The sequence below is a fragment of the Microbacterium marmarense genome (genome assembly GCF_037204165.1).
GTDB classification, from domain to species: domain Bacteria; phylum Actinomycetota; class Actinomycetes; order Actinomycetales; family Microbacteriaceae; genus Microbacterium; species Microbacterium marmarense.
In genome coordinates this window covers 525296-541836 of the sequence record NZ_JBBDGL010000002.1, presented here as the reverse complement: position 1 = coordinate 541836, position 16541 = coordinate 525296, and the positions used below count along the sequence as shown (strand labels likewise).

15 protein-coding genes and 1 tRNA gene are annotated in these 16541 nt (G+C 62.3%); 13 read left to right on the top strand and 3 right to left on the bottom strand.

Going from position 1 to position 16541, the window contains the following annotated elements:
- The first annotated feature begins 20 nt into the window (after nucleotides 1-20).
- From WDU96_RS09020 to WDU96_RS09000, 5 genes are read left to right on the top strand one after another with little or no spacing between them, the layout of a single operon-like run.
- Complete coding sequence (locus WDU96_RS09020; RefSeq protein ID WP_337338153.1) at nucleotides 21-1088, top strand: 3-isopropylmalate dehydrogenase; 1068 nt, start codon at nucleotides 21-23, stop codon at nucleotides 1086-1088.
- Between the two features lie 48 nt (nucleotides 1089-1136).
- Nucleotides 1137-2237, top strand: coding sequence for a branched-chain amino acid aminotransferase (locus tag WDU96_RS09015; protein ID WP_337338152.1), 1101 nt, complete (start codon nucleotides 1137-1139; stop codon nucleotides 2235-2237).
- A 59-nt stretch (nucleotides 2238-2296) separates the two neighbouring features.
- Nucleotides 2297-3061 (top strand): fumarylacetoacetate hydrolase family protein, encoded by a 765-nt coding sequence (locus WDU96_RS09010; RefSeq protein ID WP_337338151.1) that lies wholly within the window; start codon nucleotides 2297-2299, stop codon nucleotides 3059-3061.
- Nucleotides 3062-3093: 32 nt separating this feature from the next.
- Nucleotides 3094-4317, top strand: coding sequence for an MFS transporter (locus tag WDU96_RS09005; RefSeq protein WP_337338150.1), 1224 nt, complete (start codon nucleotides 3094-3096; stop codon nucleotides 4315-4317).
- Nucleotides 4318-4349: 32 nt separating this feature from the next.
- A complete protein-coding gene (locus WDU96_RS09000) occupies nucleotides 4350-5240 on the top strand; it encodes a hypothetical protein (protein ID WP_337338149.1) in 891 nt (296 codons plus the stop codon).
- Nucleotides 5241-5322: 82 nt separating this feature from the next.
- Here the strand turns inward: WDU96_RS09000 and WDU96_RS08995 are convergent, their stop codons facing one another.
- The 3 genes from WDU96_RS08995 to WDU96_RS08985 all read right to left on the bottom strand — a co-directional run bounded on the left by WDU96_RS08995 (nucleotide 5323) and on the right by WDU96_RS08985 (nucleotide 8676).
- The gene (locus WDU96_RS08995; RefSeq protein ID WP_337338148.1) at nucleotides 5323-6735 is read right to left on the bottom strand and encodes an MFS transporter; all 1413 of its coding nucleotides are present in this window, start codon (nucleotides 6733-6735) and stop codon (nucleotides 5323-5325) included.
- A gap of 92 nt (nucleotides 6736-6827) precedes the next feature.
- Nucleotides 6828-7424 (bottom strand): PadR family transcriptional regulator, encoded by a 597-nt coding sequence (locus WDU96_RS08990; RefSeq protein WP_337338147.1) that lies wholly within the window; start codon nucleotides 7422-7424, stop codon nucleotides 6828-6830.
- 157 nt (nucleotides 7425-7581) lie between these two features.
- The gene (locus WDU96_RS08985) at nucleotides 7582-8676 is read right to left on the bottom strand and encodes an aminotransferase class V-fold PLP-dependent enzyme (RefSeq protein WP_337338146.1); all 1095 of its coding nucleotides are present in this window, start codon (nucleotides 8674-8676) and stop codon (nucleotides 7582-7584) included.
- 110 nt (nucleotides 8677-8786) lie between these two features.
- Here WDU96_RS08985 and WDU96_RS08980 point away from each other — a divergent pair, with 110 nt between their 5' ends.
- The 8 genes from WDU96_RS08980 to WDU96_RS08945 all read left to right on the top strand — a co-directional run bounded on the left by WDU96_RS08980 (nucleotide 8787) and on the right by WDU96_RS08945 (nucleotide 16485).
- On the top strand, nucleotides 8787-9740 hold the full coding sequence (locus WDU96_RS08980; RefSeq protein WP_337338145.1) for a LysR family transcriptional regulator: 954 nt from the start codon (nucleotides 8787-8789) through the stop codon (nucleotides 9738-9740).
- Between the two features lie 11 nt (nucleotides 9741-9751).
- Nucleotides 9752-11266 (top strand): glutamate--tRNA ligase, encoded by a 1515-nt coding sequence (gene gltX, locus WDU96_RS08975; RefSeq protein ID WP_337338144.1) that lies wholly within the window; start codon nucleotides 9752-9754, stop codon nucleotides 11264-11266.
- Between the two features lie 76 nt (nucleotides 11267-11342).
- Nucleotides 11343-11417: transfer RNA gene (locus WDU96_RS08970), tRNA-Gln, on the top strand.
- Nucleotides 11418-11806: 389 nt separating this feature from the next.
- Complete coding sequence (locus tag WDU96_RS08965) at nucleotides 11807-12289, top strand: hypothetical protein (protein ID WP_337338143.1); 483 nt, start codon at nucleotides 11807-11809, stop codon at nucleotides 12287-12289.
- A gap of 95 nt (nucleotides 12290-12384) precedes the next feature.
- Nucleotides 12385-13164: a DeoR/GlpR family DNA-binding transcription regulator gene (locus WDU96_RS08960; RefSeq protein WP_337338142.1), complete on the top strand. Its 780-nt coding sequence runs from the start codon at nucleotides 12385-12387 to the stop codon at nucleotides 13162-13164.
- Nucleotides 13161-14105 carry a 1-phosphofructokinase gene (locus WDU96_RS08955; RefSeq protein WP_337338141.1) on the top strand — a complete coding sequence of 315 codons (945 nt, stop codon included), beginning with the start codon at nucleotides 13161-13163 and terminating at the stop codon, nucleotides 14103-14105. Before WDU96_RS08960 ends, WDU96_RS08955 begins: the two co-directional genes overlap by 4 nt.
- A 34-nt stretch (nucleotides 14106-14139) precedes the next feature.
- A complete protein-coding gene (locus tag WDU96_RS08950) occupies nucleotides 14140-16200 on the top strand; it encodes a PTS fructose transporter subunit IIABC (RefSeq protein ID WP_337338140.1) in 2061 nt (686 codons plus the stop codon).
- A 15-nt stretch (nucleotides 16201-16215) separates the two neighbouring features.
- Entirely contained in the window at nucleotides 16216-16485 is a 270-nt protein-coding gene (locus WDU96_RS08945; protein ID WP_337338139.1) for an HPr family phosphocarrier protein, read from the top strand.
- The last annotated feature ends 56 nt before the right edge of the window (nucleotides 16486-16541 follow it).

Below are 16541 nucleotides of genomic sequence, written 5' to 3'. Positions count from 1 at the left end.
CCTGAACTACAAGGAGAGCGATGTCGCGCGTCCCTGAATCCCGTGTCATCAAACTCGCCGTCATTCCCGGTGACGGCATTGGCCCTGAAGTGATTGCGGAAGCCGAGAAGGTGCTCGAAGTCGCGACCGCGGACAGCAGCATCCGGTTCGACAAGACCCGATTCTCACTGGGCGCCGCGCGCTTTCTTGAGACAGGCGACACTCTTACCGACGACGATCTCACTTCGATCGGTGCTCACGATGCGATTCTGCTCGGCGCTGTCGGGGGAGTGCCCGGAGACGGAAGACTGAAGAATGCGAACATCGAGCGCGGTCTGTTGCTAAGACTGCGGTTCGCGCTTGATCACTACGTGAACCTGCGACCTTCGAAGCTCTATCCGGGGGTTCCAGGCCCACTCGCGCAGCCGGGCGACATTGACTTCGTCGTCGTGCGAGAGGGGACCGAGGGCCCCTACGTAGGCAACGGTGGTTCGATTCGCACCGGAACCGCACACGAGGTCGCAAACGAGACGAGTGTGAACACGGCATACGGCATCGAGCGAGTCGTGCGCTATGCGTTCGATCTGGCCGAACGTCGCAACAAGAAGCTGACGCTCGTGCACAAGACCAATGTGCTCGTGCACGCTGGAGGAATGTGGCAGCGCATCGTGAATACGGTGGCGGCCGAGCACCCTGACGTGGTCGTAGACTACCTTCACGTCGACGCGGCGACGATTTTCCTGGTCACGAACCCGGGCCGTTTCGACGTGATCGTCACTGACAACCTTTTCGGTGACATCCTCACTGACCTGGCTGGCGCCGTCACCGGTGGCATCGGCCTCGCTGCTTCGGGAAACATCAACCCCGACGGCGCTTTCCCCTCGATGTTCGAGCCGGTTCACGGATCAGCGCCCGACATTGCAGGACAGCAAAAGGCCGACCCCACGGCCGCGATCCTATCCACGGCTCTACTGCTCGATCACCTCGGGCTGGCAGACGAAGCACAGCGCGTCACCCGCGCAGTGGAAGAGGACATCGCGGCACGAGACGGCGGTTCCCGCGCAACTGCGCAGATCGGCGACGCGATCTCTGCACGCCTACAGGCGTAATCTGAGACACGGCAGCGACGCCCCAACAACCAGCCTGGATGTGAAGACATGACTCTCCTCGACCCCGACACCGATCTCGCCCCGCTCGAGTTCGCCGTCACCCGCAACCTTGCCGCCAAGAATGCCGCCGAACGCGAAGAGATACTCGCGAACCCCGGATTCGGTCAGAAGTTCACCGATCATATGGTCGACATCTGCTGGTCGATCCGTGGCGGCTGGCACCGCCCCCGGGTGCAACCCTACGGTCCCATTGCGCTCGATCCTGCTGCGGCAGTGCTGCACTACGGCCAAGAGATCTTCGAAGGCATCAAGGCCTATCGTCACGCGGATGGCTCGGTGCATACCTTCCGCCCCGACCAGAACGGCAGGCGACTGCAGCGCTCAGCGCGCCGCCTCGCGTTGCCGGAGCTGCCCGTGCAGTACTTCATCCAGTCATTGCGCGAGCTGATCGCCGTCGACGGGAGCTGGGTGCCATCTGGCGATGACCAGAGCCTCTATCTGCGGCCGTTTATGTTTGCAAAAGAGGCGTTCCTCGGGGTTCGGCCCGCGCAAAAGGTTGGCTACTACCTCATCGCTAGCCCTGCCGGTGCCTATTTCAGCGGTGGTGTGAAACCCGTCACCATCTGGCTCAGTGAGGACTATGCCCGCGCAGGCAAGGGCGGCACGGGCGCGGCCAAGACGGGCGGCAACTACGCGGCGAGCCTGCTGCCTCAGTCAGAGGCCTACGAGAACGGCTGCGACCAGGTCGTCTTCCTTGACGCGGATCGCAACGTCGAAGAGCTTGGTGGCATGAACGTCGTGTTCGTCTACAAAGACGGAACGATCGTGACGCCGCAATCACCCTCGATCCTCGAGGGCATCACTCGCGATTCGATCCTGCAGCTGGCCAAAGATCGTGGTCACAAAGTGGAAGCACGCGAGGTTTCACTGCAGGAGTGGCGCGACGGCGTGGCATCCGGAGACATCGTTGAGGTGTTCGCGTGCGGCACCGCCGCAGTGGTTACCCCTATCGGCGCACTCAAGAGTGCCGAGTTCATCGATGAACAGCCCATCGGCGAGCTCGCGCTGTCGCTACGCGAAGAGCTGACCGACATCCAGTACGGTCGCCGCGAAGACAAGCACGGCTGGCTCGTGCGCCTTGATGCTTGATCTGCACTGAAACTACGGCGTGGAGCCGGCGGCGCTGCCGTCGGCTCTAAGCTGGTTACGTGAGAATCGCGCGCTTTAGCCACCAAGAAGGTATCAAATACGGAATCGTCGACGAGACCGATCTGGTCGTGCTCTCTGGCGATCCGATGTTCGCGGGATTCGAACCGACTGGCGAACGGGTTCCGCTTGCCGACGCAGCCCTGCTGGCGCCGGTGATCCCACGCTCGAAGGTTGTGTGTGTGGGCCGCAACTATGCAGATCATGCGGCAGAGCTGGGCAACGAGCTCCCCGCCGAGCCGATGCTCTTCTTCAAGCCGAATACGGCGGTCATCGGTCCAGGCGATGCCATTGTGCGGCCGAAGCAGACCTCGCTGACGAGCTTCGAGGGTGAGCTCGCTGTCGTGATCGGTCGCATTGCGAAGAATGTTCCCGCAGAATCTGCGATGGACTACGTGTTCGGATACACGATCGCAAACGACATCACGGCTCGTGATCTGCAGAAAACCGATGGCCAGTGGGCACGCGCGAAGGGCTTTGATACATTCTGCCCGCTCGGACCCGCGATCGAGACGGAGTTCTCGTTCGACGGCGCTCGCATCACTACTACCGTCAACGGAGAGGTCAAGCAGGATGGCCCGATCAGCGACATGATCTTCTCGGTTGCCGAGATCATCGAGTATGCCTCGGCTGCTTTCACGCTGTTGCCCGGAGACGTCGTTCTCACCGGCACACCCGCTGGTGTCGGTCCGTTCGAGGCTGGCGACATCATCGATGTCGAGATCACTGGTCTCGGTCGACTGCGCAATATCGCACGAGACGCCTAGCGCACGCGGCCGTGGCGTCCACTGTGGGCGGTATGTCGCTCTTCCCCGATGACGTTGCCCGCGTTCAGCGGCGCACCGTTGCGGTGCTTTCCCTCGGCCAGGTGCTTGGCGGTGTTGCGTTCGGCGCGACAATCTCGCTCGGTGCCGTGTTGGCCGCCGATATCTCGGGTGACGACGCGTTCTCGGGGCTTGCTACTGCGGCGGTGACCTTGGGCACCGCCGCGATCGCGGTTCCCCTAGCGGCATTGGCGAGGCGCGGTGGGCGTCGACCCGCGTTGGCTACCGGCATGCTGGTCGCCCTCTGCGGAGTGGTGCTGGTGATCGCGGCCGCGGCGTGGCGCTCGTTTCCGCTCTTGCTCGTGTCGTTCGCGCTCATCGGGGCGGGACAGGCGGCCAATCTGCAGTCGCGGTTCGCCGCCGCCGACCTGGCAACCGATCGATCCCGTGGCCGTGACCTTTCTCTTGTTGTTTGGGCTACAACTGTTGGTGCGGTGCTCGGACCGAATCTCACCGGCCCAGGCGAGATGCTCGGTGGTGCCGCCGGTATGCCGCCACTGACCGGACCGTACCTATTCACCGTTGTGGCACAGGTACTGGCGATTGCGCTCTATCTGACGTTGCTGCGCCCAGACCCGCTGCTGTTGGCCGTCCGGGTGACGGCGCACGCAACAGGCGCTTCGGGCGCTCGCATCGCTAAGGCCGACGCACCTGCTCTTGCCCGTTACGCGATCTTCGCGATTGCGGCGGCGCACGGCGTAATGGTCTCGGTGATGGCAATGACGCCCGTTCACCTGCTGCACCATGGCGCGTCACTCAGCGTCATCGGCTTCACTATCAGCCTCCACATCGCAGGAATGTACGCGCTCTCACCGATATTCGGGATTCTTGCCGACCGCATGGGCCGCATACCGACAATTCTGCTCGGGCAGGGCTTGCTGGCGGCGGCTCTGGTCACGGCTTCGTTCGGCGAAGATTCCACATTGGCAGTGACGATCGCACTGGTGCTGCTAGGCCTGGGGTGGAGCGCGGCCACCGTTGCCGGATCCGCCCTGCTGACCGAGGCATCGTCTGAACAACAGCGCACGCGGCGGCAAGGTTTGAGCGATCTGACGATGAGCCTCGTGGCCGCGATCGGGGCAATCCTGGCTGGCGTTGTCTTGGCGTGGATCGGCTACGGCGGCTTGGCGATGGTTGTGAGTGTCGCTGTCGTCGCGACGGTAGTGCTTTCTGTTGCGGTGGTGCGTCTGCAGCGCTAGCGGGAGGTGGGCGCAGAGGTAGCCTCGTGTGCATGCCCGTTTCACTTCGCTCTGCGCTCGCGCAGCTCAACAATTCACGCAGTGTCACCAATGGTGTGGTGTCGGCGTCGCTCATGGCTGCGATGACGCTGATCGACCCCCGCCGACTCACCACTGCTCGCAGGCTGATTTATCGTTCGACGATGGCGGCGTTCACCGCGTGGGGCGTGTGGGTGGTGTTGAAAGCCGACGACGACAGCACACTGACTGGCTCCGCGCGCGTTGGCGTCACTGTGGGCGCGGCAGGCGCAACGCTCGGGATTGCCGAAGCAGGGGAAGCTCTGGACGCTCGCCTGAGCGACAGTCTCGTGCGCGCAGGCGCCTCACGGCCACGCGCGATACTGGCCGTCGGCGCCGCAACGATCTCGCTCATTTCGTGGTGGATGGGTCGCACACAGCCGGCAACAGTGCCACAGGGGAGCATTGATGACGCAGCAGCGGAACAGTTTGTCGCTGTGCCAGACGAGGTTCGCGCGCTCGTTTCGCATCTGCTCTCGGCAAGTAGCGGGTTCGGCGCGCACGAGTTGCGCGCACAGCTTGCCGTTGCGCGCGCGTCGGTCTATGAGGGTTCGCAGCTAGGCGACTTCTGGCCAGGAGTCGGGTTCCAGGTTCCTGCAGATCTGCCGGTCGCGGTGCCTGGCGACGCGACGTTCCCCGTCATCGGGCGTTACCGCGCGCTCGAAGGCCGCACGTTCGACCTTTACCTAGTGGTACAAGACGGCCGGCTCGGCACCTTGGCCGTGAGCGAAGCACGCGACTGGACGGCCGAAGACCTGGAGTCATGGTTGGATGCCGACCACGGTCTGCACGAACTGGGCAGGTGGCCTGCTGTCGATGAAATCGAGGTAATGATCGAGACTCCTGAGGGGTATCAGCCAGCGTAGACGTCAGCATCCGAAAGCCACCAAGACGGTGGGCCCGGTCTATCGACCGAGCCCACCGTCGTGTATTGATCTACGAGCGCAGTTACACGCTCGGCGAGGTTCCGCGTGCCTCGGCTTCGAGGATGGAGTCGCGACGAGCATCGAGCTCAGCGATGAGTGCCAGCCTGTCGTTCTTGAATGGCTTGTACAGCAGCGTAAGGAATACGGCATTGACGAGCATGACGCCACAGACCAGCCAGAGCAGCACAGCTTGAAGCCCTACCTCGTCGGCGAGGAAGCCCGCGGTCAATGTCCACACTGCAAAGCCGAGCGACTCGACCACTGAGACATAGATGGCGAACGCGGCGGCGCGCAATTCCGGCGGCACAACGGCCATCACAAGCGGACGGTTGACGCCGGGGTTCAAGCCCTGCATGAGCCCCACGACCGCGAACAGCACGAGGTACGGCAGGATGCCGCCGTAGGCGAACTGGGTCGCGAAGAACGCTGCGACGGCGAAGAGCGCCTGCGCGACCTGCAGCATTGCTACCCGGCCGTAGTTGGGGCTCAGCTTGTTGAGTGCGTCAGAGACGAATCCGCCGACGAAGGTGCCGAGCAGGTAGCCAAGACCAAAGGGCGCCATGATGGTTGCGGCAAGCGCCGTGTCAAAACGGTACTCGTTGACCAGCAGCACCACGCCGAAAGTGGCGACGAGCAGGTGGCTCGAAAGAAGCCGGCTGCCCAGCAGCACCAGATAGCTGGGAATCGTGACGAGGGAGCGAACTTTGGCCCAGGTGATCTTGGATGCGGCCTCACGCTCCTGCTGCGTGAATGTCTTCAGCTGCGCCTCGCCACCTCCGGTGCCCGGATCTTTGTAGAAGACCAGGATCAGAACCCCGAAGAGAACGTTGATTGCTCCGAAGACGAAGAAGCCGTATCGCCACCCGTCTTCGACATTTGCGAGCTGACCGATCAATGGCGCCATAAGCGAAGCCAGTGCAGCGGTGCCGCCGTAAAGCCACCCAACGACCTGTCCGCGCTTCTTGTCTTCGAACGAGTCACCAATGACCTCGGGCACGATCGCGTGTGCTGCTGCTGTCCCGGCGGCCATGATTCCGTAGAGGATCAGTAGCTGGGTGAAGTCCTGCGAGAGGCCAGCGGCGATCGCCCAGATGCCCCAGAAACCGGTAGCGATCGCGAGGATCAGCTTGCGGCCATACCGCTTCGCGAGAAATACCCATGCGGGTCCGGCGACGACGCCGACAATGCGGCCGACCGCCGCGAGTACACCGAGCGCGCTCGTGGCAAGGCCGAGAGCTGCGGCGATGACGGGAAATAGCGTCGTCGCCATGGAACCTTCGCCGCCGTCGACGACCATGGATCCGCCGAGCACGACCAGGTTGGTCTTGCGACGCGGTACACCGCCCTTCTTGTCGAGGTCACCGTGCCGGATGGCGGCGGTAAGGGTGGGCGGCACGGGCGGTGACGCGCTCGCTGGCTGTTGTTCGGTGGTCATGTTCCACTCCTTCGTGAATTGGTTTCGGGTGTCGGAGATTTGTTGGCGGGTTTAGGGAACGAACGATCTGGCGCCGCGCTCAGCAAGGATGCTCATGCGGACCTTTTCCCTGTGCTGGCTCTGGTCGAATCGCGGCGGGCGATCAGGTCAACGCGCATCTGTTCGAGCCAGTCCATCCATCGATCGACCGAATCGGCGCCGTAGCCGTGCATTTGATCTCCGGCCCACATCGACACTGCGGCGTCGAATTCCGGAATCGGGGCGATTCCGACCAAACCGCGCGGCCGATCCCGGCCGACGGCGACCTGGTTGCGCCGGTAGATCAGTTCGGCGTCGATTTGGGCGATTGCCGCATCGAGATCGAGCGCGACGGTGAACATGAAGCGCGCGACAAAATCGGGATCCTGAAACCGGCTCGTGGGGAGGTAAGGGGAGCGGGCCCACTCGAGCAGCGCCTCGCGGCCGATCTCGGTAATCCGATAGACCTTGGCATCTGGGCGTCCGGGACGCGGGTCAACCTCAAACTCGATCAAGCCATGGCGCACCATTTTGCCGAGCTCGCGATAGATCTGGCTGTGGTGCGTGTTAGAGCGCACGAACTGACCTTCAGTGTCAAGCCACTTCATCAGCTCGTAGCCGGTGAACGGCTTGGTGCCGAGTAGGCCGAGTAATACGTTCTCAAACTTCATTGTTGTCTCCGTTGATATGTGCACAATCACATATGTGATTAGTTTTATATCAGGGATTTGAAAACAAAGTCAAGCACGGTTTTCGCGAAACTGCCGAATGAGCCACCTCGTGACAGGTCAAAGCTCAGGGCGCTCTATGCCCGGCGATCGTTGCTGCTTATCGACCGAGCGCGGATGCAGCGAGTGCGACGTCAGTCATGTCGTTGAACACATGAAAGGCGACGCGAGCGCGGCCGGCGCGGCCTGAGGCAGTGATTCCAGCAGCATTCAGCTGGCTCAGTTGCTCGCCGTCCGGATCACTCCAGGTGACGATTGCGCTCGGGCGCTCCGGCGCAGGCAGCGCCATGCGTCGGCGAAAGGCTGCTGCGAGATCGGTTGTGTAGTCATACAGTTCGGCGGGATCGATCGACGCGAATAGCTCGAGTGCGGGCTCGGCGCCGACGAACGCTTGCCATGCTGGTGACACATCGAACCGGCTAGCGTCGTCAGCAAGGTCACCTTCGCCGCCGTAGCATGTCGACCATGGGTCACCGCCCGCATACCAACCCGCAAAAAGTGCGGGAATATCGGCAGCGAGTCTTGGCGAGACCGTCAGAAACGACACTCCGCGCGGTGAGCAAAGCCATTTGTAGGCGTGGCACACCAGCGCATCGAACTGCGTGGCGTCGAGCATGAGCCACCCGATCGCCTGTGTTGCGTCGCAGAAGGTGCGCGCGTTGTGGGCGCGTGCGGCCGCAACGATCGCGGTCGTGTCGGCGACTTCGCCGGTAGACGACTGCACGACCGAGAACACGACGAGTGCGGTGTTGTCAGTAATTGCCTCGGCCAGCAACTCCAGGGGTGCGGTGCGCACGATCAGGGCATGGGGAGAGTGCACGAAAGGCAACACGACCGACGAGAAGTCACCTTCGGCGACCAGCACTTCGGCGCCCGCGGGCAATGAGGCCGCCAGCAAGGCAGTGGTCACCGAAACCTGCGAGCCAATCGCGACGCGACTCGCTTCGACGCCGACCAGTCTGCCGAACAGTGCCCGTGAGTTCTCAACCGTTGCGCAGTATCCGCCGAGATCAACGTGGCCGCCGGAAGTAGCGTCCAGATCAGCGATCACAGCCGCCCGAGTGTCTAGCGACGGCAGCCCCGACGTGCACGCTGCAAGATAGCCGCGACCGCCCGTGAAGTGACGGCGGGCATCTGCTACCGACAGCGGACGCACGTGCTGAGCGGCATCAGTCTGCGCAGTCGAGAAGTTCATGCTCTTACAGTGCTCGCGAACTACACTGCGTGTCTACGGGAGGTATTGCATGTAATCAATAACCTCGCGTCATGTGACCATGCGCATGAACGCGGGCATAGTGTGTGCCTATGGTGAACATCGACGATCCCGATCTTGATGCTCAGGCGCTGCGCGTGATCAAAGCGATCGCAGATGAGGGCTCGATCACGGGCGCGGCGGTCGCTCTCGGATACAGTCAGCCCGCCATCAGTCAGCAACTCAAGCGTTTGGAGCAACGCCTCGAGGTGCCGATAGTAGAGCGGGTGGGTCGTAGCGTGCGGCTCACCGAAGCGGGTCGAATTCTGGCCCGCCACGCACCCGCCGTGACCACAGCATTGGATGCGGCGGCAGGAGAGATCGCAGAGCTTCGCGGCCTGCGATCCGGTCGTGTGAGACTCGTTGGCTTCCCTTCGGCTTCGCCGACGATCGTGCCACGCCTTCTCGCCGAGCTCGAGGCTTCGCACGCGGGCGTCAGCGTCACCTACATCGAAGCCGAGCCACCCGAGGCTGTCGACGCTGTACGAGACGATCGCGCAGACGTCGCGCTGACTTTCAGTTACCCAGGCGACCGCGATGATCCGCACGGCTCAAGTGCACGGGGCCTCTCGGTGCGCACGGTTGGCTCGGACGAACTGCTGGCGGTGCTCCCGCAAGGCCACCCGGCGGCGCGTCGTGCGCGCGTCGACGTCGCATCGCTGTCGACAGAACGGTGGATCGCCGGTTGTCCGCGATGCCGCGGCCATCTTCTTCAGTTGTGCGCACGGGCAGGCTTCGGCCCCGACATTGCTTTTGAGACGGATAACGCTGTGGCCGTCGAAGGGCTGGTGGCGCAGGGCATTGGCGTTGCGACGCTGCCCCGCATGGCCGTGGCGTCGTTTCCGCTGTTGCCGGGTGTGGTGACTCGGCCGCTGCCAGCCGCAGAGTCTCGAACCATTCATGTGGTTACAGCGCATGGTGCCGATCGCGTACCCGCTGTGCGCGTGGCACTTGAAGCCATTGCGCGTCTCGTGGAAGACCAGGGAACAGGGGCTGAGGACAACTAGAGTAGGCGGTGATGTCTTCTACACCTGATACCCGAACGACAACCGCCGCCGGAGCCGACATTCGTGTTCGTTTCTGCCCGTCACCGACGGGGTTGCCGCACGTCGGCTTGATCCGTACGGTGCTTTTCAACTGGGCTTTTGCCAGGCACAATGGCGGCAAGCTTGTCTTTCGGATTGAAGACACCGACGCTGCTCGCGACAGCGAGGAGAGCTACCACCAGCTGCTTGAGGCGCTGCGCTGGTTGAAGATCGACTGGGACGAAGGCGTCGAAGTGGGGGGCCCTCACGAGCCCTATCGACAGTCGCAGCGCCACGACCTCTACCGCGATGTTCTCGAGAAGCTCGTCGCTGCGGGGGCCGTCTACGAGAGCTATTCGACAGCCGCCGAGATCGACGCGCGCAACGAGGCTGCTGGTCGAGCAAAACAGCTGGGGTACGACAACTTTGACCGCACGCTCACCGAAGAGCAGAAGGCCGCGTTCCGCGCTGAGGGGCGCGAACCTGCTTGGCGTCTCAAGGTGCCCGACAAAGACCTGACCTACGACGATTTGATTCGCGGTGAAGTGACCTTTCCTGCCGGATCGTTCCCCGACTTCGTCTTGGTGCGAGCAGGCGGAGTGCCGCTCTATCCGTTCGTAAACCCGGTCGACGACGCGCTTATGGGTATCACCCACGTCATTCGCGGCGAAGATCTGATGCCTTCCACCGCTCGCCAACTTGCGCTGTATGGCGCACTCGTCGATGCGGGAGTGACCACATTCATTCCCCGCTTCGCGCACATGCCACTGGTACTGGGCGAGGTCGGAAACAAAAAGCTCTCAAAGCGCGACCCGAAGGCTGATCTTTTTCTGCAACGCGAGAAGGGATTCATTCACGAGGGTCTGTTGAACTACCTGTCGCTACTGGGCTGGTCAATTGGGCCCGACCGCGACATTTTCTCGCTCGAAGAGTTGATCGAGTCATTTGACATCGTTGACGTCAACCCCAACCCCGCACGATTCGATCAGAAGAAGGCCGAGTCAATCAACGGGGATCACATTCGGATGCTTCAGCCGGCAGACTTCGCTTCGCGGTTAGTGCCGTATCTGCTCGCTGCCGGAGTCGTTGACGAGCCGATGACCGCTGCTCAGCAAGAGATGCTGCAGGCTGCTGCGCCGCTCGTGCAGGAGCGAATGCAGCTGCTAGGTGACGCACCAGGATTGCTAGGCTTCCTGTTCACGAGCGACATCACCTACGCGGAGGACGCGCTCGCGACACTGCCCGCCAACGCGGGGGAGGTGCTCGTTGCATCGGTAGGCGCGCTTGAGCTCGTGCCCGAGACCGAGTTTACGACCGCCGCAGTTCAATCTGCTCTGTCTGCCGCTCTTATCGAGGGGCTAGAGCTGAAGCCGAGGATCGCGTTCGGGCCGTTGCGTGTTGCGTTGAGCGGGCGCCGCATCTCGCCGCCGTTGTTTGAGTCGATGGAGTTGCTCGGCAAGGCAGAGACTCTGCGTCGGCTCGGTGCGCTGGTCGCCCACCGGTCATGACCGAACCGGCTCAGTTTGTTCGCAGCGCCACAATCGTCTAGACTCGATCTTCGGCAAGACCTCGGCGTTAGAGCCTTGGGGTATGGTGTAATTGGCAACACGGCGGTTTCTGGTACCGTTGTTCTTGGTTCGAGTCCAGGTACCCCAGCCACGAGAAAACCCCCGCTCAGTGGGGGTTTTTCGTTTGGTCGATGGAAGCTACGCGGCGACCAGCCCCGCCGCCGCCTTCTGCTCGCGCGCGGACCCGCGCCCCTTGTGCGCGCCGTGTGTGCGCATAATGGCTGAATGGATGGTGGCCCACGCGCGTCCACGGACGCGAGCGACCTCGCAGCGTTACGGCGCCGCGCATATGGTCCCGACGCCGACATCTGGGGCGACGACGATGCGCAACACCGTTTACGCGAACTTGAGCAGCAAGAACGACCGAGCGATCGGGCTGTTGCTGGAGGAGAACCCGCTTGGCTAAGTGGTTCAGTCCCGGAGCCGTCACCGCCGACGCTCTCGCAAGGGCCGCCGGAGATCGATGCGCCAACTGACGCAGTGCTGGCACCACGAGCTCGCCGACTTTGGCTGGTGGCCTTGGCGTCGTTAGTGCTCGGCGGTATCGCGGGCGGAGCCTTGGTTTCAGCATCCGTTCCTCGAGCGAACCTTGTTCTCGAAACCACCAATGACCGGCTGCCTGAAGAACTATCACGCCAAATTATGGATTGGGGTGTGGGCGAGTCTGGCATTCAGGGTCACGAGCCTCTGGGTGAGCTGACTGCCTGGACTGCCATGAGCGCGACGGGTGAGAGCTGCATGATTCTCGTCGCGCGATCGAGTATTCAAGCGGTAGCGTGCTCCCCCGGAGGATTGGACCCGAGCATTGATGTGCTGGTGGGCCGTGATGTCCCGGTCCCAGGGCCGGAGATGCCGGACGGCTCTGCACTCCGGCTGCTCGCGGACGACAAAGGAGTTGCAGTGTGGGTGAAACAGGCGCGGCCGAGCGTCGAGCCAACGTCACCCTCGGACGAACAGACGTAGTCGGTAGCTTGTGGCGCTAAGCCACCGGTTTCTTTGTATATGTTGTTTTGTGTTGGAACATGTTGTATTCTGTGGGAATCCAAAGAAGGGTTCACGTGTACGCAACGAAGCGCCAAGAACAGATCGGGCAACTGCTCGAAGATGACGGCAGTGTGAGCGTCGTCGAGCTGGCAGCTCGATTCGATGTCACCACTGAGACGATTCGCCGTGATCTTGATCAACTTGAATCAGCGGGCACGCTGCGCCGAGTACACGGTGGAGCGGTAGCGATTGATCGCGTCAGCACTGCAGAACCGACGCTCGGCGAACGTCGTGATCGGCACTCGGGAGCGAAGCTCGCGATTGGTCGCCGCGCAGCAGACGCCGTCAGTGACGGATTTCGCGGCTCTGTCTTCTTCGACGCGGGCACGACGACCGCTGCCGTAGCGGCTCAACTGGCACCTCGACTCGCCACGCCGTCTGTTGAAGTTGTCACCCACGCAATCTCGCTCGCGTACGAAATGTCGACGGCGCCGTCCGCAGCACTCACACTGATCGGCGGTCGAGTGCGTGGTGTCACGGGTGCGGCCGTTGGTGCAGACACAGTGCGCTCCATTGAGTCGCTTCGGCCCGATATTGCCTTTATCGGCACCAACGGAATTTCTGCAGGCTTCGGACTCAGCACGCCAGACCCCGATGAAGCTGCCGTCAAGAGAGCTATTGTTCGCGCGGCTCGTCGTGTGGTTGTCGTCGCAGACCGTGACAAGCTCGACGTCGAGCTGTTGGTGGGGTTTGCGGGGCTACAAGACATCGACGTACTGGTGACCGACGCCGTGCCCAGCGCTGCGCTTGCTCAAGCGCTGACGGACGCAGACGTGGAGGTCTGGATCTCATGATCGTGACATTGACGGTAAACCCCTCTCTTGACCGGACGATCACTCTCGAACGGGCACTGCAACCTGGTGAGGTGCAGTCGGCTCTCTCTTCCCGAGAAGACGCCGCAGGCAAGGGCATCAACGTTGCGCGTTCGATTGCGGCTGCAGGTGCCGCCACTCGTGCAGTTCTACCGCTCGCTATCGACGATCCGTATCGTGCGATCCTTCGAGCATCGGCCTTGCCAGTCTGTGAGGTTCCGATTGTCGGTCACTCCCGGGCGAATATCACTATTGCCGATCCCGCTGGGATCACAACGAAACTAAACCTCCCCGGCCCTGCTCTTTCGCCGAGCGATGCCCGAGCAATTATTGCAGCGGTCGTGGAAGCATCAGCGGGTGCGAGTTGGCTGGTGCTCGCAGGCTCGCTACCACCCGGTGTCGGTGACGACTTTTACGTCGTCGTCATTAATGCCGTGCGGGCGGCGCATGGCGAATCTTCGCCGTTGATCGCCGTTGACACTTCGGGAGTCGCGCTCCGAACGGTTGTCGAGCATGGAACCCCCGATCTGATCAAACCCAACGATGAAGAGCTGGCAGAACTTGTCGGCATCGAACTTGCTGATGACGGTCCCATCGATGCTGTCATCGCCGTCGCTAGACAGCTGGTGCCGGCTCGAGCGGCCAGCGCCCTGGTAACTCTTGGCTCGCGTGGAGCCGTGCTGGTTACCGGTGAGAGCGCCCTTGTAGGCGAAGCTCCACGCATCCGGGTCGCCAGCACAGTCGGCGCGGGGGACAGCTCTCTTGCAGGCTACGTGCTCGCACATGCTCAGGGGCTCGCGCCGGACGATTGCGTGCGCAGCGCCATTCGCTATGGCGCTGCCGCAGCATCCCTTCCCGGTACCCAGGCACCGACGCCCGCAGACCTTCCCGCCGGTGACGTATTCGTCACCACCCATTCCTGAACAACCCAAACCCCGCCGACAACAGGAGGACACCGTGTCGCAAACCATCACCACCGGGCTTGTGAGCTTGGACGAGAACCTCGGAGACGACAAAGCTGCCGTTATTCGTGCTCTCGCAGCTCGCGTGACCGAGCAAGGCCGAGCGAATGATGCCGAGGCGCTGTTCGCCGACGCATGGACTCGTGAGCAGAAGGATGAAACGGGTCTTCCCGGCGGCATTGCTATTCCGCACGCGAAGAGTGCTGCCGTCATCGAAGCGTCGCTCGCCTTCGCTCGGCTCAAACCAGGAATCGAGTTTGGTGCCGACGACGGACCAGCTGACCTTGTCTTTCTGATCGCTGCCCCCGCTGATGCGGCTGAAGCGCACTTAGCAGTTCTTTCCAAGCTGGCTCGAAGCCTCATGCAAGACGAGTTCACGAGTGGCTTACGTGCTGCGACGACAAACGAAGATGTCGTCCAGATCGTTCGTGTTGCGATCGGCGAGGCGGACGCAGAAGCGGCGCCCGCCACTGCCGCACACGTCGATGGCGAGACAGCATCCGTGGCGGATTCGAGTCTCATGGTGGATTCTCGACCTGCTCGCATTATTGCCGTCACTGCGTGCGCCACCGGAATTGCGCACACCTTTATGGCTGCCGACGCGCTGACAGCGGCGGGAAAGCAAGGGGGTGTTGACCTTGTCGTTGAACCACAGGGTTCCAGCGGATACCAGCCGCTCCCGCAAGATCAGATCGACGCAGCGGACGCGGTCATTTTCGCCACCGACGTCGACGTGCGAGGTCTTGCGCGCTTCGCAGGAAAGCCTGTGATTCGTGCGGGAGTGAAGCGCGGCATTGAACACCCGAAAGAGATGATCGCTGAGGCAGTGGCAGCCGCCAATAATCCGAACGCAGCACGGGTGAGTGGCACTGCCGATGCGGAGTCTGAGACAGCATCCGCCGAATCACTCTCGTGGGGCTTGCGGATCCAGCGAATCTTGCTCACCGGCGTGAGTTACATGATTCCGTTCGTAGCCGGTGGCGGGCTTCTGATCGCGCTCGGGTTCTTGCTCGGCGGCTATCAGGTGACCGACAATGCCGCGAACGTGATCGTGCAGAACTCGCTGTGGGATCTTCCGACTGAGAACATCACCTCTGACTACGGTGGTCTGGGGCAGTACCTCGGCTCGGTGATGTTCATGATCGGCGCAACGTCGATGGGCTTCCTCGTATCGGCGCTTGCCGGCTACATCGCCTTCGCGATCGCTGACCGTCCCGGACTTGCGCCCGGCTTCGTTGCGGGTGCTGTTGCCGTGCTGATGAACGCCGGCTTTATCGGTGGCATCGTTGGCGGATTGCTCGCCGGTGTGACGGCATGGTGGATCGCCACCTGGAGCGTTCCGCGTTGGTTGCGAGGGCTCATGCCGGTGGCAATTATTCCGTTGCTCGCGTCGATCGTCGCATCAGGCTTGATGATTTTGTTCCTCGGCCGGCCAATCTCAACCCTGATGGAGTGGGTCACTCTCTGGCTGAACAACCTCGCCGGTACCTCCGGAATCATCGCGGTGGGTGTGGTGCTGGGCCTCATGATGTGCTTCGACCTGGGTGGGCCGATTAACAAGGTTGCGTACGCGTTCGCTGTTGCCGGCCTCGCAGAGGCATCCGCACAGAACACCACCCCTTACCTGATCATGGGGGCCGTCATGGCCGCAGGGATGGTGCCGCCGCTCGCGATGGCGCTCGCGTCGACAGTTCTCGCTCGGCCGCTTTTTCCGCAAGTGGAGCGCGAGAATGGCAAGGCAGCCTGGCTGCTAGGTGCCGCGTTCATCAGCGAGGGAGCTATTCCGTTCGCAGCAGCTGATCCGCTTCGCGTCATCCCAGCCTCAATGGTCGGCGGTGCGGTGACCGGAGCGCTCAGCATGGCATTCGGTGTGCAGTCGCTCGCACCACACGGTGGCTTGTTCGTTTGGTTCGCAATCAACCCCTTCTGGGGCTTCATTGTTGCGATCATTGCTGGCACTGTGGTGAGTGCGTTCGCTGTCGTCGCGCTCAAGAAGTGGGCCGTGCGTCGGCCCGTAAACGAAACCGAGCCGGCTCTGACCGTCGCGGCAGTCTGAACTAAGGAGAATCAAATGGCACAACGTCAGGCAACCATTGCAAGTAGTTCTGGGCTTCACGCCCGACCGGCCAAGCTTTTCGTCAAGGCCGTGCAAGAGTCCGGTGTGCCGGTGACCATCGCCGTAGAGGGGGGACCCGACCTCAACGCGGGCAGCATCCTCTCGCTTATGGGTCTTGGCGCGTCTCACGGCACCGTCGTGACGCTCAAGGCAGAGGGTGAGGGCGCCGAAAAGGCACTCGATGACCTCGTGGCACTTCTTGAAACAGATCTAGACGCTGAGTAGCTCAACTACCGATGCCGCTTCGCCACTCTCGAAACAGGGAGGCGAAGCGGCATTCG